Below are 18,397 nucleotides of genomic sequence, written 5' to 3'. Positions count from 1 at the left end.
GGCGCCGGCGCGTGGCAGGCTAGCCGGATGGACCTCGGCTACTACGGCCTGCGCGAGCCGCCGTTCTCGATCACCCCGGACCCGCGCTTCGTGCACCTGAGCGAGCGCCACCGCGACGCGCTGGCGCACTTGCTCTACGGAATCGACCAGGGCGGCGGCGGCGGCTTCGTGCTGCTCACCGGCGAGGTCGGCACCGGCAAGACCACTCTGAGCCGGCTGCTGCTGGAGCGGCTGCCGGCGCACGCGCGGGTGGCGCTGGTGCTCAACCCGCGGCAGAACGCGATGGAGCTGCTGGAGAGCATCTGCGAGGAACTCAAGATCGACATCGGCGGCCGCCGTGGCAGCGCCAAGGCGCTGGTGGACGCGCTCAACGCCTACCTGCTGGAGGCCTATGCGCAGGGCCTCCGGGTGGTGCTGCTGATCGACGAGGCGCAGAACCTGCCGGCCGACGCGCTGGAGCAGGTGCGGCTGCTGACCAACCTCGAGACCGCCACCCAGAAGCTGCTGCAGGTGCTGCTGCTCGGCCAGCCCGAGCTGCGCGACCTGCTGGCCCGCCCGGAGCTGCGCCAGCTGTCGCAGCGGATCACCGCGCGCTACCACCTGACCCCGCTCGACCCGGCGGAGACCGCGGCCTACCTGCGCCACCGCTGGCGGGTCGCCGGCGGCACCCAGTTCCCGTTCACCGCGCGCGCGGTGCGCCGCCTGCACCGGCATGCCGGGGGCATCCCGCGGCTGCTGAACGTGATCGCCGAGCGCGCGCTGCTGGCCGGCTATGCGCGCGACGCCGACCGCATCGACGCGCGCCTGGTGGACGCCGCCGCCGCCGAAGTGCTGCCGCCGCGCCACCGGCAGCCGCACCTGCGCTGGCTCGCGCTCGCTGCCGTGGTGGCGGCCATCGCCGCCGGGCTGGCGCTATGGCGGCTGTCGCCGCCCTCCGCTGGCCCCACACCGGCCACCGCGGCACGCATGCCGGCGCCGGCAAACGCATCCGCAGCGCACGCCTTGCCCGCCTCCACGCCGGCGGCGCCGGTACCCACGCTCGATGGCGCGCAGCTGGACGCCCTGCTCGCCCGCGCCGACGCCAACCCGGTGCCGGCCTGGCAAGCCCTGCTCGGCCTGTGGGCGCTGCCGGCGGACGCGATCACGGTGGCCGCGGACGGGCCGTGCCAGCCGACCGGCCAACCCGACGACGTGCATTGCGTGCAGGGCCGCAGCCCGCGCCTGGACCCGCTGCTCGCCCTCGACCGCCCGCTGCTGCTGGCGCTGCGCGGCCGCGACGGGCAGACCGCCTGGGCGCTGCTGCGCGGCGCCGACGCGCGCCGGGTGCGGCTGCAGCTGGGCACGCACACCTTCGATCTCGACCGCCTGCTGCTGCAGGCGCACTGGGACGGCCGCTATGCCGGGCTGTGGCGCGGCCCGGCGCTGCTGGCCACCCCGCCGCGCCCGGGCGATGGCGGCCCGGCCGTGGCCTGGCTGCGCGCACGGCTGCCCGGCCTGCCTGCCGGCGATACCTACGATGCCGCGCTGCGGCAGGCGATCCGCACCCTGCAGACCGCGCGCGGGCTGCCCGCGGACGGCGTGGCCGGCCCGCTGACCCTGATGGCGCTGGCCGATCCCGACCACGGCCCGCGCCTGCTGCGCACCCTGGAGAACCGCTGATGTCGCTGATCCTGGAAGCCCTGCGCAAGTCCGAGGCCGAGCGTCGCCGCGGCCAGGCGCCGGATCTGGCGCAGGAGCTGCCGCCGGCGCCGGCGCAACCACCGCTCCTGGCCCGCCGCGGCGCCTGGCTGGCGGCGGCGCTGCTGCTGGCGATCGTCGCCGGCCTGGCGCTCTGGCGCTGGCGCATGCCGCCGGCCGCACCGGCCATGCCCACGGACGCGCCCGCGGCAGCGGCCGCGACACCGGCCCTGGCCGCCGCGCCGCGGATGGTCGCTCCCGCCCTCGCACCGCCGCCCGCCCCCACGCCAGCGCAGGCGCGCGCGGTGCCCTCGCCCGCAGCTCCGCCGCCTCCCCCCGTCGCCACGCCCACGCCTCCGCCAGCGCCCGCGAGCTCGCCCCCCGCGCCTGCCGGCAACGCTGCCACGGCGGCCGCCGACCTGCCCGAGGCGGATGCCGCCGGGCTGCCGCCGATGCGCCTGAGCATGCATGTGTGGGATGCCGATCCGGCGCGGAGGTTCGTGATCCTCGACGGCCAGCGCATGGCCGAAGGCGACCGCCGCAACGGCGTGCAGGTGATCGAGATCCGCCGCGACGGGGTGATCGTCGAACGCGAGGGCGTGCGCGCCCGCCTCCCGCTGCCGTGACCGCCATGCCCGCCCTCGACTTCACCCTCGACCGCGAGTTCATCGAACTCAACCAGCTGCTGAAGCTGGCCGGCCTGTGCGCTTCCGGCGGCGCCGGCAAGCAGCTGGTGGCCAGCGGCGCGGTGCAGGTGGACGGCGCGCTGGAACTGCGCAAAACCGCCAAGATCCGGGCCGGCCAGCGGGTGCGGGTGGGCGCGGTGGAGATCCGGGTGCTGGGCGCGGACGGCGTCGGATAGGCGCACAGGCCGATCCACGCCGCAGCCTGCGGCTGTATGAGGACGTGGCGCGTTTCGAGCGCGACGGAGGCGGTGCCGGCTGCCTAGTTCGCCGAGGCCGCCTCCTCGCCGCCGGGAGTGGACGCACCCTCCGCGACCGCGCCCGCATGCGCCGGCGGTGCCGCCTGCGCGGCCGGGGCCACGGAGGGCGCCGGAACGTGCCGCGCGGCGGGCGCGCGCACTTCGACCGGGGCCGGGGCGTCGTGGATCTCCGGCGGCGGCGGTGCCTCCGGGATCGCCAGCAGGGCACCGTCCAGCTCGGACATCGGGCCGACGTCGGGACAGCGCGGGTCCGGGAAGCCGAAGCGCGCGCGCAGGGCCAGGCCGCAGGCGTTGATCGCATCCACGTCGGCATCCCCGGCCTGCGCCGGGCGCAGGCACTGCGCCTCGTAGGCCTGGCGGAAGGCGTCCTTGCGGCGCAGGAAGTCGCTGCCGCAGCGGCGCGCCAGCCGGATCCGGTTGAGGTCGTCCTCGACCGCGTTCTCGCCGGTCAGCCCGAGCCGCTCCAACTCGGCGTCGGTGAGGATGCGCAGGCTGCGGTTGGGGACGGTGCTCATCATGTCGTACAGCTCGAGCGAAGCGCCGTTGCGCTCGAGGTAGTTGCGCAGGTCCTCGCTGACCTTGCGCAGCTCCTCGCCCAACTCGCGCCGCGAGCTGGCGGTGGACTGCACCCGGATCATGCGGTGGATGCCGACCGGGCCGGCCAGCACCCGCATGTCGCCGGCCGGCAGCAGCAGCACGCAGGCGCTGTAGCAGTGCGAGTCGTTGCGCACCCAGATCGTCCAGTCGTTCTCGCCGATCGCATCGCCGGCGCGCAGCGCCGCCTCGACCGTGCCGCCGGTGGAGTCGATGTCGAGGATGCGCTTGCCGATCCGCAGGTCGGAGGCGACTTTGCCCATTCGCTCGGCCAGCGCGGCGAAGCTGGGGGTGACCTTGCCGACATAGCGCAGGCGCAGCAGGCCGCTGGCGCGGCAATCCTGCAGCACGCGGCGCAGGTCGAGGTAAGCCAGCGACAGGATCGGCGCGCCCTCGCCCTGGTGGTAGTCGGGGCTGCACGAGACCCAGGCATTGCCGGCCTCCAGCTGCACCGGCGACCAGTCGATCTCCGGCTGCGGCATGCGCTGCACCGTCGGCGCCGCGCTCGCCGGCTGCTGCAGGCCGGAGCTGGTCTCGACCGGCGCCGGGCGGCTGCAGGCCGCGGCCAGCAGGCAGAGCAGGATGGACGACCAGCGCAGGCGCATCGCGGGCTTCGGCAACGGGATGACCCAGTCTAGGCGGCGCCCGCGGCCGCGCCTACAACCGGCGATGAATCCGCGCCGCTCACGCCTGCGCTGCATCGGCGGCCGCCAGGTACGCCCGCAGCGCGCGCGCAAAGCCCGCACCCTGCGCCGGATCCTGGTCGAGGTAGAAGTCCGGCTCGATCAGCTCGGCCTCCATCAGCCGCCAGCGGCCATCCGCATCCGGCACCAGGTCGATGCGGGCATACAGCAGGGGCGCCGCGACCGCCTCCAGCACCTGCCCGGCCAGTGCCAGCGCCTCGGGCGCGGGCCGTGCCAGCGGCCGGTAGCGGCCGCCGAATTCCTCCTGGACCCGGAAGTCGCCGGGCGCCGGGCGCTTGCAGACCGCATGGCTGAAATGCCCGCCGAAGAACAGCAGCGAGGTTTCGCCGTCGGTTTCGATGCTCGGCAGGTACGCCTGCAGCAGCACCGCACCGCCGTCGTCCGGCGGCAGCGGATCGCCGCGCCGCAGGCGCCGGGTGTTCCATGCGCCGCCGGACACCGCGGGCTTGACGATCAGTTCGCTCGCGCCGGTGGCGGCGAAGGCCTGCGCGACCGCCGCCGGCGTCAGCGCTTCCGCGAACACGGTCGGCGGGATCGCCACCCCGCGTTCCGCCAGTTCACGCAGGTAGCGCTTGTCGCTGTTCCAGGCCAGCACCGGCGCAGGATTGGCCACCGGCAGCCCGGCGCGCTGCCAGGTCGCACACGCCCGCTGCCAGCGCGCGCCGTCGCGGTGGTAGCCCCAGGCCAGCAGCGGCAGCACGCAGGCATAGTCCCGCAACGCCGCGGCATCGTCCGCGTGCGCGGTCCACGGCATCGGCGCGCTGCCGATGCCGACTGCCTCCAGCGCGCGCTGCAGCCGTGCCAGCACGGTCTGCCACAGCGGATCGTCCCCGGCGTATGCCGGATCCGGGGTGAGGAGGGCGACCGGCCTCATCCGCCCAGCATCGGCAGCTTGAGGCCCTGCTCCCGCGCGCACGCCTGCGCGATCGCGTAGCCCGCGTCGGCATGGCGCATCACGCCGGTGCCGGGGTCGTTCCACAGCACGCGGGCGATGCGCTTGTCGGCGGCCTCGGACCCGTCGCAGACGATCACCACGCCGGCATGCTGCGAATAGCCCATGCCGACGCCGCCGCCGTGGTGCAGCGACACCCAGGTCGCGCCGCCGGCGACGTTGAGCATGGCGTTGAGCAGCGGCCAGTCGGACACCGCATCGCTGCCGTCCTGCATGGCTTCGGTCTCGCGGTTCGGCGAGGCCACGCTGCCGGAATCCAGATGGTCGCGGCCGATCACGATGGGCGCCTTCAACTCGCCGTTGCGCACCATTTCGTTGAACGCCAAGCCCAGCCTGTGGCGCTGACCTAGGCCCACCCAGCAGATGCGCGCCGGCAGGCCCTGGAAACTGATGCGCTCGCGCGCCATGTCCAGCCAGCGGTGCAGGTGCGGATCGTCGGGGATCAGCTCCTTCACCTTGGCGTCGGTCTTGTAGATGTCCTCCGGATCGCCGGAGAGCGCCACCCAGCGGAACGGGCCGATGCCGCGGCAGAACAGCGGGCGCACGTAGGCCGGCACGAAACCGGGGAAGTCGAAGGCGTTCTTGCAGCCTTCGTCGAACGCCATCTGGCGGAGGTTGTTGCCGTAATCGACGGTGGGGATGCCCTGCGCGTGGAAGGCCAGCATGGCCTCGACGTGCACGCGCATCGACTGCTTGGCCGCGTCGCGCACCTTGTCCGGGTTGGACTTCTGTTCGTCCAGCCACTGCTCCACGCTCCAGCCGATCGGCAGGTAGCCGTGCACCGGATCGTGCGCGGAGGTCTGGTCGGTGACGCAATCGGGACGTACGCCGCGGCGCACCAGCTCCGGCAGGATCTCCGCCGCGTTGCCGAGCAGCGCGATGGACTTGGCCTCGCCCGCCCGGGTGTAGTTCTCGATGCGGGCCAGCGCGTCGTCGAGGTCGCGGGCCTGCTCGTCCACGTAGCGGGTGCGCAGGCGGAAGTCGATGCTCGACTGCCGGCATTCGATGGTGAGGCTGCACGCGCCGGCCAACGAGGCCGCCAGCGGCTGCGCGCCGCCCATGCCGCCCAGGCCGGCGGTGAGGATCCACTTGCCCTTGAGCGAGCCGCCGTAGTGCTGGCGGCCCATCTCCACGAAGGTCTCGTAGGTGCCCTGCACGATGCCCTGGCTGCCGATGTAGATCCACGAGCCGGCCGTCATCTGGCCGTACATCATCAGCCCCTTCCTGTCCAACTCGTTGAAGTGCTCCCAGGTGGCCCAGTGCGGCACCAGGTTGGAATTGGCGATCAGCACCCGCGGCGCGTCGGGATGGGTGGGGAACACGCCGACCGGCTTGCCCGACTGCACCAGCAGGGTCTCGTCGTCGCCCAAGGTCTTCAGCGTCTCGAGGATCTTGTCGAAGCACGCCCAGTCGCGCGCGGCGCGGCCGATGCCGCCGTACACCACCAGGTCCTCCGGGCGCTCGGCCACGTCCGGGTCGAGGTTGTTCTGCAGCATCCGGAACGGCGCCTCGGTCAGCCAGGAACGGCAGGTGAGGGCGCTGCCGCGCGGGGCGCGGATCCGGCGCGTGGGGTCGTGGCGCAGGGACATGGCGGGCTTCCGGAGGATGCGACTGGCGGATTATCGCATCGCGGGCTACACCGACCGGTCATCCGCGCCCGCTAAGATGGCAGGATGCCCGCCTTCCTCCGCCCGCTGCTGCTCGCCGCGCTGGCCGCCCTGAGCGGCTGCGCCACCGCCCCCGCGCCCCCTCCGGTTCCGGCACCGGTCGCAGCCACCGCTGCGCCGGCCGCGCGTCCGCCGCTGCTGCTGATCTCGATCGACGGCCTGCGCCCGGCCGACCTCGCCCATGCCCCGACCCTGCGCTGGCTGGCCGACACCGGCGTGCGCGCGCAGTGGATGAACCCCTCCTATCCGTCCCTGACCTTCCCCAACCACTACACCATCGTCACCGGGCTGCGCCCGGACCACCACGGCATCGTCAACAATACCATGCGCGACCCGGCGCTCGGCGGCTTCTCGCTGACCAACCGCGCCGCGGTGGCGGACGGGCGCTGGTGGGGCGGCGAGCCGATCTGGGTCGGCGCGCACAAGGCCGGGCTGCGCACCGCGACCATGTTCTGGCCCGGCAGCGAGGCCGAGATCGCCGGGGTGCGCCCGGACGAATGGCACGCCTTCGATGCCACCATCACGCCGACCCAGCGGGTGGACCGGGTGCTGGGCTGGTTCGATCGGCCGCCCGCGCAGCGACCGGCGCTGATGACGCTGTACTTCGACCAGGTCGACCATGCCGGGCACGACGACGGCCCGGACGCGCCGGCGGTGCGCGCCGCGATCGCCGAGGTCGACGCCGCGCTGGCGCGCCTGGTGGACGGCCTGCGCCGGCGCGGGGTGCTGGAGGCCACCAACATCGTGGTGGTGTCCGACCACGGCATGGCGCAGGTGGCGGACGGCCATGTGCTCGCGATCGAGGACATCGCCCCGCCGGACCTGGCCGAGGCGGTGACCACCGGCCAGGTGCTGGGCTTCGCGCCGCGGCCGGGGCGCACGGCGGCGGCCGAGGCGCGCCTGCTCGGCCGCCATGCGCACTACCAGTGCTGGCGCAAGGGCGAACTGCCGGCGCGCTGGCACTACGGCACGCATCCGCGCATCCCGCCGATCGTGTGCCAGATGGACGAAGGCTGGGATGCCCTGCCGCGGGCCTGGATCGCGCGGCGCGAGCCGGGCACGCGCGGCTCGCATGGCTTCGATCCGGCGCTGCCGTCGATGCATGCCACCTTCGTCGCGCACGGCCCGGCGTTCCGCCCCGGCACCGTGCTGCCGCCGTTCGACAACGTGGACGTGTATCCGCTGCTGGCCGACCTGCTCGGCATCCCGGCGGCGGCGAACGACGGCGACCTCGCCCCGCTGCGGCCGGCGCTGCGCGATGCGCGCTGAGGGCGCCGCGGCTCAGCCCGCGCGCGCGCGCCAGGCGGCGCGGGTGACCCGGTGCAGCAGCCGCGCCGCCACCCGCGCGGTGGCGTGGTCGCGGTCCAGCGGCGGGCACACCTCGGCCACGTCGACCAGCGCCAGCTTGCCGCTGGCGGCGACCGCCTCCAGCAGCGGCTCGGCCACTTCCAGCGGCACCCCGCGCGCGGCCGGCGCGCTGACCCCCGGCGCCACCGCCTGCGGCAGGGCGTCGATGTCGAGGCTGAGGTAGACCCGATCGACCTCGGCCAGCCTGGCCTGAAGTTCCACCAGCCGCTGCGGCAGCGCCAGCAGGCCGAGTTCGTCGTCGCGCACGTAGTGCACGCCGAGCGCATCGGCGGTGTCGAACAGCGCGCGCGTGTTGGCCGAGGCGCTGACGCCGTACACCCAGTACTGCACCGGCAGCGCGTGCGCGCGCGCATGCTCGAGCGCCTGCAGGAACGGCGTGCCGGAACTGGGCTGCGGCTGCCGACGCAGGTCGAAGTGGGCGTCCAGGTTGACGATCGCCACCCGTGGACGGCGCGCGCCGAGATGGCGCACCAGCCCGAGGTAGCTGGCATACGCGATCTCGTGGCCGCCGCCGAGGCCCACGGCCAGGTGCCCGGCGTCCAACAGCGCCGCCAGTGCCTCGGCATAGCGCCGCTGCGCAGCCTCGAGGTCGCCGTCGGTGCAGGCGATGGTGCCGGCGTCGTACAGCGGCACCGCATCCAGCACCGGCAGGTTGGACAGCAGCGCCCGCAGCGCGGCCGGCCCCTCCGCCGCGCCGACGCGGCCGTGGTTGCGGCGCACGCCCTCGTCGCAGGCGAACCCGAGCACGGCGGTGCCGGGCGGCGCCCCCGGCGCCGGCGCGCGCACCCACTGGTGCCAGCGGCGGGTGGAGGCGTCCTCCGGCAGGTCGATGCGCCCGCTCCAGCCTTCCATCCTGCGCCTCCCGTTTGGCTCCGCGTGCATTCTAGCGAGCGCGCCGGCGCCGCCGGGCCCGCACCAGGACCGCGATAATCTGCATTCGTCTACCAAGGAACGCGCGATGCCCGCCGCAGACTGGGACCTGCTGTTCGTGGAGGCCACCCTCGCCACGCTGGAGCCCGGCGCGGGCTATGGCCTGGTCGAGGACGGCGCATTGGCGGTCGCCGACGGCCGCATCGCCTGGCTCGGGCCGCGCACCGCGCTGCCGCCGGGCCGCGCGCAGACGCTGGTCGAGGCCGGCGGCGCCCTGCTCACGCCGGCCCTGGTCGATTGCCACACCCACCTGGTGTTCGCCGGCGACCGCGCGCACGAGTTCGACCTGCGCCTCAACGGCGCCAGCTACGAGGCGATCGCGCGCGCCGGCGGCGGCATCCTCGCCAGCGTGCGCGCGGTGCGCGCCGCCAGCGAGGACGACCTGCTGCGGCAATCGCTGCCGCGCGCGCGGGCGCTGCTGCAGGACGGCGCCACCACCCTCGAGATCAAGTCCGGCTACGGCCTGGACTTCGACAACGAGCGCAAGCTGCTGCGCGTCGCGCGCCGGATCGGCGCGGCGCTCGGCATCGACGTGCGCACCACCTTCCTCGGCGCGCACGCCCTGCCGCCCGAGCATGCCGGCGACCCCGACGGCTACATCGACGCGGTCTGCGCGTGGCTGCCGCGCCTGCAGGCGGAGGGGCTGGTGGATGCGGTGGATGCGTTCTGCGAGGGCATCGGCTTCTCGCCCGCGCAGACCCGGCGCGTGTTCGCCGCCGCGCGGGCACTGGGGCTGCCGGTCAAGCTGCACGCCGACCAGCTCAGCGACCTCGGCGGCGCCGCGCTGGCGGCCGCGTTCGGCGGCCTGTCGGCCGATCACCTCGAATACACCGACGCCGCCGGGGTCGCGGCCATGGCCGCGGCCGGCACGGTCGCCGTGCTGCTGCCGGGCGCCTTCCACGTGCTGCGCGAGACCCGGCTGCCGCCGGTCGCGCGCCTGCGCGAGCACGGCGTGCCGATGGCGGTGGCCAGCGACTGCAACCCCGGCACCTCGCCGCTGCTGTCGCTGCGGCAGGCGATGCAGCTGGCCTGCGCCCATTTCCGCCTGACCCCGGAGGAAGCCCTGCGCGGCGCCACCTGGCATGCCGCGCGCGCGCTGGGGCTGGAGGATCGCGGCCTGCTGCGGGTCGGCCTGCGGGCGGATCTCGCGCTCTGGCAGGTGCGCCACCCCGCCGAGCTCAGCTACTGGATCGGCGGGAATCTGCTGCAGGCGGCCTACGCCGGCGGGCGGCGGGTCGATGCAGACGCCCGTGTGGCTGCCTGATACGCGCGCGCCCCGCACGGGCGGGGCGCGATCCACGGCCAGCGGCGCCGGACGACGCCGCGGCGGGCTTCACTCCTTGGCGGCGGCCTTCTTGGCGACCGCCTTCTTGGCCGCGGGCGCGGCCTTGGCCACGGTCTTGGTGGCCTTCTTGGCCACCGGCGCGGCGGCGGTGCCGGCCGCCTTCTTCACGGCGCCGGCCTTGGGCCGCGCATTGCCGTAGCTGGCGTTGTAGCGCTTGCCCTTGGCGGTCTTGCGGTCGCCCTTGCCCATGGTGCTGCTCCTGGATCGTCAAAGTGGAAGTGGATCGCGCCACGCGCGAGGGCGCGGATTCTAGCACCGCCGGTGCCCGCTGCGGCGATGCGCCGGGCTCAGCGGCGGCAGGCCGGCCCGTGCACGTGCGCCGCCGACAGCCGCAGGTTGGCCAGGTGCGCCAAGCCCACCAGGGTGCCGCCCACGGTCATCACCACCGCATGCAGCCAGGGCGCCTGGTGCAGCATCGGGTTGAGCACGCCGCCCCAGAGGATGAGCAGCCCCGGCAGCATCAGTGCCAGCGCCTGCCACAGCCGGTGCCGGCGGTAGCCGCTGACCACGCTGTACAGCCCGACCGCGCTGGCGAAGGCCACGAACGCCAGTTCGAAGCGCTCGCCGAGCAGGCTGGCGACCCCGACCGTGGGCAGCAGCGCGATCACCACCGGCAGCAGCGCGCAATGCAGCGCGCACAGCAGGGAACCCGTGGCGCCGAAGCGGTCTAAGAGGGCATGCAGACGCGGGCTCATGGACGCACGTGCGGTACCGGATGACTTCAGGCACGGGACCGGGCCCGCGGCTGATATGTTATAACATTTTTAATTCTCCCCCCTACCCTACACGACCCATTGCCGCCCATGCGTGAATCCCGCCCCGCCCCGCGCCGCGCCCTGCTGGCGACCGCCCTCCTGCTCGCCCTGCCCGCGCTGCCGGCGTTCGCCGCCGACCCGCCGACCGACGACCAGAAGACCCCGCCCAGCGACACCCGCCACCAGTCCAAGTCCGAGCAGGACCACATCAAGGACCTCAGCGGCGTGGTGGTCACCGCCAGCGCCCTGCAGGACACCGCCGACACCCTGAGCAAGCCGGTCGAGGTGCTGTCCGGGCAGCGCCTGGACGAGGCCCGCGCCGGGACCCTTGGCGACACCGTCGCCAGCCTGCCGGGCGTGCAGAGCTCGAACTTCGGCCCCGGGGTCGGCCGCCCGATCATCCGCGGCATGGACGGGCCGCGGGTGGCGATCCTGGACGGCGGCCTGGCCAGCCAGGACGTGTCCACCGTGAGCCAGGACCATGCGCCGGCGATCGAGCCGTTCCTCGCCGACCAGATCGAGGTGCTGAAAGGCCCGTCCACCCTGCTCTACGGCAGCGGCGCGATCGGCGGCGCGGTCAACGTGGTCGACGGCCGCATCCCCGAATACGCGATCGACAACGGCTTCAGCGGGCGCGCCGAGACCCGCTTCTTCGCCGGCGACCAGCACGGCAACACCACCATGGCGCGGGTGGACGGCGGCAGCGACCGCTTCGCCCTGCACGCGGACGCGGTGTACCGGCACGCCCCGGACTACGACACGCCGGACGGCCGCCAGCGCAACTCGTTCGTGGACACCCGTACCGGCGCGGTCGGCGGCTCGCTGCTGGGCGACTGGGGCTTCGTCGGCCTGTCCGCCGCGCGCTACAAGGACGAGTACGGCAACCCGGGCGAGCCGGGCGACATCGCGCTCGGCGAACGCGGGGTCTACATCAAGATGCGCCAGGACCGCTACGAGGCCAAGGGCGCGCTGCGCGACCTGTGGGGCGAGGGCAACGGCCTGCGCTTCTCGTTCGCGCATACCAGTTACCAACACACCGAGTTCGAGGGCGACCAGCCGGGCACCGTGTTCCGCAAGAACGCCAACGAGGGGCGGATGGAGGCGACCTTCGGCAGCCGCGACGGCTGGCAGGGCGCGCTCGGCACCCAGATCGCGGCCAGCACCTTCGTGGCGATCGGCGAGGAGGCCTTCGTGCCGGAGACCAGTACCCGCGCCTACGGCCTGTTCGGCGTCGCCCGCCGCAGCTGGGACGGCTTCCAGCTCGATCTCGGCGCGCGCCTGGACCGGGTGAAGTCGACCCCGGTGGGCGGCGCCGGCCGCCGCTTCCACCCGGTCAGCCTGTCCGCCGCCGGTGCGTGGAAGCTGGCCGACGGCTGGAAGCTGACCCTCAACCTCGACCGCGCCGAGCGCGCGCCGGTGGAGGAGGAACTGTTCTCCGACGGCCCGCACATCGCCACCCTCGCCTACGAGATCGGCAACCCGAACCTGCGCAAGGAGGCCGCCAACCAACTCGAACTGGGGCTGCAGTACCAGTCGGCGCTGGTGGATGCCAAGCTGTCGGCCTACTACAACCGCTTCCGCGACTTCATCTACATCGCCGATACCGGCCAGACCTGGTACTGGGAGGAAGGCGACCAGGACCTGCCGGTGCGGCAGTGGTCGCAGGCGGACGCGCGCTTCCGCGGGGTCGAGGGCGAGGCGGTGTTCCACCTCGCGCGCAGCGACCGCGGCGACTGGGACCTGCGGGTGTTCGGCGATGCCGTGCGCGCGACCTTCGTCGGCGGCGGCAACGTGCCGCGCATCCCGCCGTCGCGGCTGGGCGCGCAGCTGCGCTGGCAGCACGACGGCTGGCGCGCCGCGCTGGGCGCGACCCGCACCAACCGCCAGGACAAGATCGGCGAATACGAGACCCCGACCGCCGGCTTCACCTTCGTCGATGCGCACGTCAGCAAGCACTTCGACACCGGCAACCTGAGCTGGGAGCTGTTCGCCGACGGCACCAACCTGACCAACCAGGTCGGGCGGGTCGCCACCTCCTTCCTCAAGGACGAAGTGGTGCTGCCCGGCCGCAGCGTCGGCGTCGGCGTGCGCGTGTTCTTCTGATCCCCGCGGCCGGCGCCACGATCCGTGCGCTTGGGCAAGCGCCCCGACCCGCCCCGGGCCGGGGCGTTCTTGCTTTTGGGGCGTCACGCGACCGGCAGGCGCCGGCCGCGGTGGCGCGCACGCAGAGTCCATGCGCGCGCCACGTCACCATGCAGATACGGGCAGCGACCTCGGCGGCGAGGCCCCCGCTGCCGCGATCCACGGACAGCAGGCCGGCCTGCATCGTGCGCACACGGCCGCGCGACGAAGTGGGCTCAGGCCGAGCGCGCGCAGCGCGCGCACAGCCCGTGCACTTCCAGGGTCTGCGCCTGCGGCGCGAAGCCCAGCGCGCGCGCGGCGGCGTCGAGCTGGGCCACGATGCTGGCGTCCTCCAGCTCGGTGGCCGAATGGCAGCGGTCGCAGATCAGGAACGGCACCGAGTGCCGGGCGGCGTCCGGATGGTGGCAGGCGACGAACGCGTTGATCGACTCCAGCTTGTGGATGAAGCCGTTGGCGAGCAGGAAGTCCAGCGCGCGGTACACGGTCGGCGGCGCGGCGGCACCCGCGCCCTCCTGCGTGCGCACCTGCTCCAGCAGGTCGTAGGCCTTGACCGGCTGCCCGGCCTCGGCGATCAGGCCGAGGATGCGCGCGCGCACCGGGGTCAGGCGCAGGCCGCGGCGGTGGCAGGCCTGCTCGACCGCGGCCACGAAGCCGCGCGCGTCGTGCACGTGGTGGGCCGGGTCGGTGCAGGCGTGCGGCTTGGCCATGGCCCTGATCTAGGCCGCCGCGGGGATCTTTGCAAGGGCGGCGTCGATCCGCGCCAGCGCCTCATCGCGCCCGCACAGGTACACCGTCCAGCCGATGTCGGGGCTGACCTGGGTGCCGGTGATGGCCACCCGCATCGGCTGCGCGATCTTGCCCATGCCGAGGCCCTGCGCCTCGGCGGTGGCCTTGAGCGCGTCGGCGATCGCCTCCGGGGTCCAGTCCGCCAGCGCGGCCAGGCGCGCGCGCGCCTCGGCCAGCGGTGCCCGCGCGGCGGGCACCAGGTGCTTGGCCACCGCCGCTGCGTCGTACTCGGTGAGTGGCCGGAACCACACCGCGGACTTCTCCGCCAGCTCCTTCAGGGTCTGCGCGCGCTCGCGCAGGGCCAACACCAGTTCGACGGGCTTGGGGCCGCGGGCGAGATCGTAGCCGGCCTGCCGCAGGTGCCAGACGAGGTGCTGCGCAACCGCCTCCGGATCGGAGGTCTTCAGGTATTGCTGGTTCATCCAGCCGAGCTTGGCCGGATCCAGCCGCGAGGCCTTGGCGTTGACATCGGCCAGGTCGAACAGCGCCTGCATCTGCGCGATCGAGAACAGCTCCTGGTCGCCGTGCGACCACCCCAGCCGCACCAGGTAGTTGAGCAGCGCATGCGGCAGGTAGCCCATGTCGCGGTACTGCATCACGTCGGCGGCGCCGGTGCGCTTGGACAGCTTGGCGCCGTGCTCGTCGAGGATCATCGGCAGGTGCGCGAACACCGGCACCGGCGCCCCCAGCGCGCGGTACAGGTTGATCTGGCGCGGGGTGTTGTTGACGTGGTCGTCGCCGCGCACCACATGGGTGATGGCCATGTCGAGGTCGTCCACCACCACCGCGAAGTTGTAGGTGGGGTAACCGTCGCTGCGGAGGATCACCAGGTCGTCGAGCTCGCCGTTGGCGATCTCGATCCGGCCCTTCACCGCGTCGTCCCAGGCCACGCTGCCGTGCAGCGGGTTCTTGAAGCGGATCACCCGGTTGGGATCGTCGCGCCAGGGCAGGTTGGCGTCGCGCGCGGCACCGTTGTAGCGCGGCTTCTGGCCGGCGGCCATCGCCGCCTCGCGCATCGCCTCCAGCTCCTCCTTGGTCTCGTAGGCATAGTAGGCGTGGCCGGCGGCGACCAGCTGCTCGGCGACCTGGCGGTAGCGGTCGAGGCGATCGGTCTGGTAGATCGGGCCTTCGTCGTAGTCCAGCCCCAGCCAGTCCATCGCCTGCAGGATCGCGTCGATCGCCGCCTGGGTGCTGCGCTCGCGGTCGGTGTCCTCGATCCGCAGCACGAACCGGCCGCCGTGCCGGCGCGCGTACAGCCAGCAGTAGAGTGCGGTGCGCGCGCCGCCGATGTGCAGGTAGCCGGTGGGGGACGGGGCGAAGCGGGTGCGGACGGTCATGGCGCGGCGGCGGACGGCAGTGGCGCGCATTCTAGCGCGGCGCCCGCGTCCGCCGGCCGGCGCGGGCGCGCGCGTACACTGCGCGCATGGCCACCCTGTTCGTCTCCGACCTGCACCTGGATCCCGCGCGCCCGGCGATCACCGACCTGTTCTGCCGCTTCCTCGACGGCGAGGCGCGTGGCGCCGATGCGCTGTACATCCTCGGCGACCTGTTCGAGGCCTGGGTCGGCGACGACGACCCCTCCGCGGCCGGCGCCGCGGTGGCCACCCACCTGCGCGCGCTGGTCGATCGCGGCGTGCCGGCCTACTTCATCCGCGGCAACCGCGACTTCCTGCTCGGCCCCGAGTACGCCCGCCGCTGCGGCATGACCCTGCTGGCCGATCCGGCGGTGGTGGTGCTGTACGGGACGCCGACCCTGCTGCTGCACGGCGACCTGCTGTGCAGCGAGGACACGGCCTACCAGCAGGTCCGCGCGCAGGTGCGCAATCCGCGCTGGCGGGCGCAGTTCCTCGCGCAGCCGCTGGCGGCGCGGCTGGCGTTCGCCGCGCGGGCGCGCAGCGCCAGCCAGGCCCGCCATGGCGAACTGGCCGCGCAGGGCATGGCCGAAACCATCGGCGACGTGGCGCCGGCCACGGTGCAGGCGTTCTTCGAACGCTACGGCGTCCGGCGCATGATCCACGGCCACACCCACCGCCCGGCGATCCACGACGAGGGCCACGGGCGCACCCGGATCGTGCTCGGCGACTGGTACGAACAGGGCTCAGTGCTGCGGGTCACCCCGGACGGCTGCACGCTGGCAGCCCTCGCCCCGGCCTGACGGCGGCCGCGCTCAGTCCGCTTCGGCCAGCAGGCTTTCCAGTTCCTCCGGATCGAACCCGGCCTGCAGCCGCGCCGCGGTGTTGAACGGCTTGTGCAGCACGCCGCTGGCGTACTCGCGCAGCAGTGCGCGGAAGCACGCGCGCGGCTCCACCCCGGCGCGTTCGCAGTGCCAGCGGTACCAGCGGCTGCCGGCGGCCACGTGCGCCACTTCCTCGCGCAGGATGAGCTCCAGGATGTCCGCGGTTGCGCCATCGCCCAGCGCGCGCAGCTTCACGATCATGCCCGGGGTGACGTCCAGCCCGCGCGCCTCCAGCACGCGCGGCACCAGCGCCATGCGCGCCAGGCCGTCGTGCGCGGTCTTCTCGGCCATCTCCCACAGGCCGTTGTGGGCGTCGAAGTCGCCGTAGTCGTGGCCGAATTCGCGCAGCCGCGCGCGCAGCAGGGTGAAGTGGCGGGCCTCGTCGCGGGCCACCGCCACCCAGTCCGCGTAGAACGCGGGCGGCATGCCGCGGAAGCGGTACACCGCGTCCCAGGCGAGGTCGATGGCGTTGAACTCGATGTGCGCCACCGCGTGCAGGAAGGCGGCGCGCCCCTCGCGGCTGCCGAAGCCGCGCCGCGGCAGGTCGCGCGGATGTACCAGGCGCGGGCGCGCGGGCCGGCCCGGCATCCGGATCGGCGCCGGCGGCGGGGCATCGTCGTCGATCGCCAGTTCACCGCGCGCGAACGCCTCCGCCATCGCCAGCGTCAGCGCGGGCTTGGCGTCCGGCGTGGCGGCGTCGAGGCAGGCGCGGGCGGCGGCGAAGAGGCTCTTCATGTCGGCAACCAGGAATAACCCAAGGCGTGTGGCGGGGGAGCCGGGTCTCGCCCTGCAGTGCGTCTTGCCCCGTCAGGACGCCCTGCGTTTCTTCTTCGCCTCGTCCGAGCGCAGCTGGCGCAGGTGCTCGAAGTAGCCAGGCTCGATCCCGGTCACGTATTCGCCGCTGAAGCAGGACGAATCGAATCGGCGCCCCGGGAACTTGGGCCCGGCGACCGCGGCCTCGAGGTCGGCCAAGTCCTGGTACACCAGCCAGTCGCAGCCCAATAGTTGCTCGATCTCCTGCTCGCTGCGGCCGTGCGCGATCAGCTCCTCGGCCGCCGGCATGTCGATCCCGTACACGTTCGGGTAGCGCACCGGCGGCGCGGCCGAGGCCAGGTAGACTTTGCGCGCGCCGGCATCACGCGCCATCTGCACGATCTGGCGGCTGGTGGTGCCGCGCACGATCGAGTCGTCCACCAGCAGCACCACCCGGTTGCGGAACTCCAGCGGGATCGGGTTCAACTTGCGCTTGACCGACTTGGCGCGCTCGCCCTGCCCCGGCATGATGAAGGTGCGGCCGACGTAGCGATTCTTGATGAAGCCCTCGCGGTACTTCACCCCGAGCACGTTGGCCAGCTCCAGCGCGGAGTCGCGGCTGGTGTCGGGGATCGGGATCACCACGTCGATGTCGTGCTCGGGGCGCTCGCGCAGGATCTTCTCGCCCAGCGCCACGCCCATGCGCATACGCGCCTTGTGCACCGAGATGTCCTCGATCATCGAGTCGGGGCGCGCGAAGTACACGTATTCGAAGATGCACGGCGCATGCACCGCGGCCGGCGCGCAGGCGCGCGCGTGCAGCTCGCCGCGCGCGGTGATCACCAGGCCCTCGCCCGGACGCACGTCGCGCACCCGCTCGAAGCCGAGCACGTCCAGCGCGACCGACTCGGAGGCCACGATCCACTCCTCGCCCGCCTCGCCGGTGCGCCGCCCGAGCACCAGCGGGCGGATGCCGTGCGGGTCGCGGAAGGCGACCAGCCCCAGCCCCAGCACCAGGCAGACCACGGCGTAGCCGCCGCGCGCGCGCCGGTGCACGCCGGCGATCGCGGCGAACACCGCCTCCGGGGTCAGCGCGTTCTGGGTGTCCAGCTCGTGCGCGAACACATTGAGCAGGACTTCCGAATCGGAATCGGTATTGACGTTGCGGCGGTCCTGCTCGAACACCTGCCGGCGCAGTGCCTCGGTGTTGACCAGGTTGCCGTTGTGCGCCAGCGCGATGCCGTAGGGCGAGTTGACGTAGAACGGCTGCGCCTCGTCGCTGCCCTCGCTGCCGGCGGTCGGGTAACGGCAGTGGCCGATCCCGACCCGCCCCTGCAGCAGCGCCATCGCGGCCGGGTCGAACACGTCGCGCACCAGGCCGTTGCCCTTGTGCACGCGGATGCGGCTGGCCTGCGCGGTGGCGATCCCGGCCGCGTCCTGGCCGCGGTGCTGGAGCACGGTCAAGCCGTCGTACAGCCGGGCCGCGACTTCGGTTTGTCCGACGATGCCGACGATGCCACACATGCGGGCGGGTCCTGCGCAGGG

17 protein-coding genes are annotated in these 18,397 nt (G+C 73.5%); 7 read left to right on the top strand and 10 right to left on the bottom strand.

All coding sequences use genetic code 11. From position 1 onward, the window contains the following. The first annotated feature begins 27 nt into the window (after window positions 1-27). The 3 genes from ML340_RS09515 to ML340_RS09505 are packed head-to-tail and all read left to right on the top strand — an operon-like array spanning window position 28 to window position 2,539. Window positions 28-1,659 (top strand): ExeA family protein, encoded by a 1,632-nt coding sequence (locus ML340_RS09515; protein WP_240099031.1) that lies wholly within the window; start codon window positions 28-30, stop codon window positions 1,657-1,659. Then, on the top strand, window positions 1,659-2,303 hold the full coding sequence (locus ML340_RS09510; RefSeq protein ID WP_240099029.1) for a general secretion pathway protein GspB: 645 nt from the start codon (window positions 1,659-1,661) through the stop codon (window positions 2,301-2,303). Before ML340_RS09515 ends, ML340_RS09510 begins: the two co-directional genes overlap by 1 nt. A 5-nt stretch (window positions 2,304-2,308) precedes the next feature. Beyond that, entirely contained in the window at window positions 2,309-2,539 is a 231-nt protein-coding gene (locus ML340_RS09505; RefSeq protein WP_240099027.1) for an RNA-binding S4 domain-containing protein, read from the top strand. 83 nt (window positions 2,540-2,622) lie between these two features. Here ML340_RS09505 and ML340_RS09500 read toward each other — a convergent pair whose 3' ends face one another. The 3 genes from ML340_RS09500 to hutU form a co-directional block, all read right to left on the bottom strand. After that, entirely contained in the window at window positions 2,623-3,834 is a 1,212-nt protein-coding gene (locus tag ML340_RS09500; protein ID WP_240099025.1) for a hypothetical protein, read from the bottom strand. Between the two features lie 64 nt (window positions 3,835-3,898). Next, window positions 3,899-4,792, bottom strand: coding sequence for an ATP-grasp domain-containing protein (locus ML340_RS11940; RefSeq protein ID WP_275672696.1), 894 nt, complete (start codon window positions 4,790-4,792; stop codon window positions 3,899-3,901). Then, on the bottom strand, window positions 4,789-6,459 hold the full coding sequence (gene hutU / locus ML340_RS09490) for a urocanate hydratase (protein WP_240099023.1): 1,671 nt from the start codon (window positions 6,457-6,459) through the stop codon (window positions 4,789-4,791). The genes ML340_RS11940 and hutU overlap by 4 nt, the downstream gene beginning before the upstream one ends. An 84-nt stretch (window positions 6,460-6,543) precedes the next feature. Between hutU and ML340_RS09485 the strand changes: the two genes are divergently transcribed. Beyond that, window positions 6,544-7,806: an alkaline phosphatase family protein gene (locus ML340_RS09485; RefSeq protein ID WP_240099021.1), complete on the top strand. Its 1,263-nt coding sequence runs from the start codon at window positions 6,544-6,546 to the stop codon at window positions 7,804-7,806. A gap of 12 nt (window positions 7,807-7,818) precedes the next feature. Here the strand turns inward: ML340_RS09485 and hutG are convergent, their stop codons facing one another. Continuing rightward, window positions 7,819-8,757: a formimidoylglutamase gene (hutG, locus tag ML340_RS09480; RefSeq protein WP_240099019.1), complete on the bottom strand. Its 939-nt coding sequence runs from the start codon at window positions 8,755-8,757 to the stop codon at window positions 7,819-7,821. Window positions 8,758-8,863: 106 nt separating this feature from the next. On the opposite strand from hutG, the gene hutI reads away from it, so the two are divergent. Next, window positions 8,864-10,099 (top strand): imidazolonepropionase, encoded by a 1,236-nt coding sequence (gene hutI / locus ML340_RS09475; protein WP_240099017.1) that lies wholly within the window; start codon window positions 8,864-8,866, stop codon window positions 10,097-10,099. 69 nt (window positions 10,100-10,168) lie between these two features. Here the strand turns inward: hutI and ML340_RS09470 are convergent, their stop codons facing one another. Together ML340_RS09470 and ML340_RS09465 are read right to left on the bottom strand one after the other, a co-directional pair. Continuing rightward, window positions 10,169-10,369: a 30S ribosomal protein THX gene (locus ML340_RS09470; RefSeq protein WP_240099015.1), complete on the bottom strand. Its 201-nt coding sequence runs from the start codon at window positions 10,367-10,369 to the stop codon at window positions 10,169-10,171. A gap of 98 nt (window positions 10,370-10,467) precedes the next feature. Further along, entirely contained in the window at window positions 10,468-10,875 is a 408-nt protein-coding gene (locus ML340_RS09465) for a MerC domain-containing protein (protein ID WP_240099013.1), read from the bottom strand. A 108-nt stretch (window positions 10,876-10,983) separates the two neighbouring features. On the opposite strand from ML340_RS09465, the gene ML340_RS09460 reads away from it, so the two are divergent. Beyond that, window positions 10,984-13,038 (top strand): TonB-dependent receptor, encoded by a 2,055-nt coding sequence (locus tag ML340_RS09460; RefSeq protein WP_240099012.1) that lies wholly within the window; start codon window positions 10,984-10,986, stop codon window positions 13,036-13,038. A 254-nt stretch (window positions 13,039-13,292) separates the two neighbouring features. On the opposite strand, the gene ML340_RS09455 is transcribed toward ML340_RS09460, so the two are convergent. Both ML340_RS09455 and gltX read right to left on the bottom strand, forming a co-directional pair. Continuing rightward, window positions 13,293-13,784, bottom strand: coding sequence for a transcriptional repressor (locus ML340_RS09455; protein ID WP_240099011.1), 492 nt, complete (start codon window positions 13,782-13,784; stop codon window positions 13,293-13,295). Between the two features lie 9 nt (window positions 13,785-13,793). Next, window positions 13,794-15,200: a glutamate--tRNA ligase gene (gene gltX, locus ML340_RS09450; protein WP_240099010.1), complete on the bottom strand. Its 1,407-nt coding sequence runs from the start codon at window positions 15,198-15,200 to the stop codon at window positions 13,794-13,796. Window positions 15,201-15,286: 86 nt separating this feature from the next. Here gltX and lpxH point away from each other — a divergent pair, with 86 nt between their 5' ends. Further along, window positions 15,287-16,018: a UDP-2,3-diacylglucosamine diphosphatase gene (gene lpxH, locus ML340_RS09445; protein WP_240099009.1), complete on the top strand. Its 732-nt coding sequence runs from the start codon at window positions 15,287-15,289 to the stop codon at window positions 16,016-16,018. A 12-nt stretch (window positions 16,019-16,030) separates the two neighbouring features. Here lpxH and ML340_RS09440 read toward each other — a convergent pair whose 3' ends face one another. Both ML340_RS09440 and purF read right to left on the bottom strand, forming a co-directional pair. Then, the gene (locus ML340_RS09440) at window positions 16,031-16,834 is read right to left on the bottom strand and encodes a ferritin-like domain-containing protein (protein ID WP_240099008.1); all 804 of its coding nucleotides are present in this window, start codon (window positions 16,832-16,834) and stop codon (window positions 16,031-16,033) included. 72 nt (window positions 16,835-16,906) lie between these two features. Further along, window positions 16,907-18,376, bottom strand: coding sequence for an amidophosphoribosyltransferase (gene purF, locus ML340_RS09435; RefSeq protein ID WP_240099007.1), 1,470 nt, complete (start codon window positions 18,374-18,376; stop codon window positions 16,907-16,909). Window positions 18,377-18,397 lie beyond the last annotated feature (21 nt).

It is taken from the genome of Thermomonas flagellata (genome assembly GCF_022419185.1).
GTDB lineage: Bacteria > Pseudomonadota > Gammaproteobacteria > Xanthomonadales > Xanthomonadaceae > Thermomonas > Thermomonas flagellata.
The sequence above is the reverse complement of the archived record's forward strand: the minus strand, read 5'-3'. Positions and strand labels throughout refer to the sequence as shown.

Excerpts from the sequence above, each read along its gene's own strand:
- purF (WP_240099007.1), bottom strand. The coding sequence starts at position 18,376 with ATGTGTGGCATCGTCGGCATCGTCGGACAAACCGAAGTCGCGGCCCGG.
- ML340_RS09470 (WP_240099015.1), bottom strand. The coding sequence starts at position 10,369 with ATGGGCAAGGGCGACCGCAAGACCGCCAAGGGCAAGCGCTACAACGCC.
- gltX (WP_240099010.1), bottom strand. The coding sequence starts at position 15,200 with ATGACCGTCCGCACCCGCTTCGCCCCGTCCCCCACCGGCTACCTGCAC.
- lpxH (WP_240099009.1), top strand. The coding sequence starts at position 15,287 with ATGGCCACCCTGTTCGTCTCCGACCTGCACCTGGATCCCGCGCGCCCG.
- ML340_RS09455 (WP_240099011.1), bottom strand. The coding sequence starts at position 13,784 with ATGGCCAAGCCGCACGCCTGCACCGACCCGGCCCACCACGTGCACGAC.
- ML340_RS09465 (WP_240099013.1), bottom strand. The coding sequence starts at position 10,875 with ATGAGCCCGCGTCTGCATGCCCTCTTAGACCGCTTCGGCGCCACGGGT.
- ML340_RS09510 (WP_240099029.1), top strand. The coding sequence starts at position 1,659 with ATGTCGCTGATCCTGGAAGCCCTGCGCAAGTCCGAGGCCGAGCGTCGC.
- ML340_RS09460 (WP_240099012.1), top strand. The coding sequence starts at position 10,984 with ATGCGTGAATCCCGCCCCGCCCCGCGCCGCGCCCTGCTGGCGACCGCC.
- hutU (WP_240099023.1), bottom strand. The coding sequence starts at position 6,459 with ATGTCCCTGCGCCACGACCCCACGCGCCGGATCCGCGCCCCGCGCGGC.
- ML340_RS09515 (WP_240099031.1), top strand. The coding sequence starts at position 28 with ATGGACCTCGGCTACTACGGCCTGCGCGAGCCGCCGTTCTCGATCACC.
- ML340_RS11940 (WP_275672696.1), bottom strand. The coding sequence starts at position 4,792 with ATGAGGCCGGTCGCCCTCCTCACCCCGGATCCGGCATACGCCGGGGAC.
- hutI (WP_240099017.1), top strand. The coding sequence starts at position 8,864 with ATGCCCGCCGCAGACTGGGACCTGCTGTTCGTGGAGGCCACCCTCGCC.
- ML340_RS09485 (WP_240099021.1), top strand. The coding sequence starts at position 6,544 with ATGCCCGCCTTCCTCCGCCCGCTGCTGCTCGCCGCGCTGGCCGCCCTG.
- ML340_RS09505 (WP_240099027.1), top strand. The coding sequence starts at position 2,309 with ATGCCCGCCCTCGACTTCACCCTCGACCGCGAGTTCATCGAACTCAAC.
- ML340_RS09440 (WP_240099008.1), bottom strand. The coding sequence starts at position 16,834 with ATGAAGAGCCTCTTCGCCGCCGCCCGCGCCTGCCTCGACGCCGCCACG.
- hutG (WP_240099019.1), bottom strand. The coding sequence starts at position 8,757 with ATGGAAGGCTGGAGCGGGCGCATCGACCTGCCGGAGGACGCCTCCACC.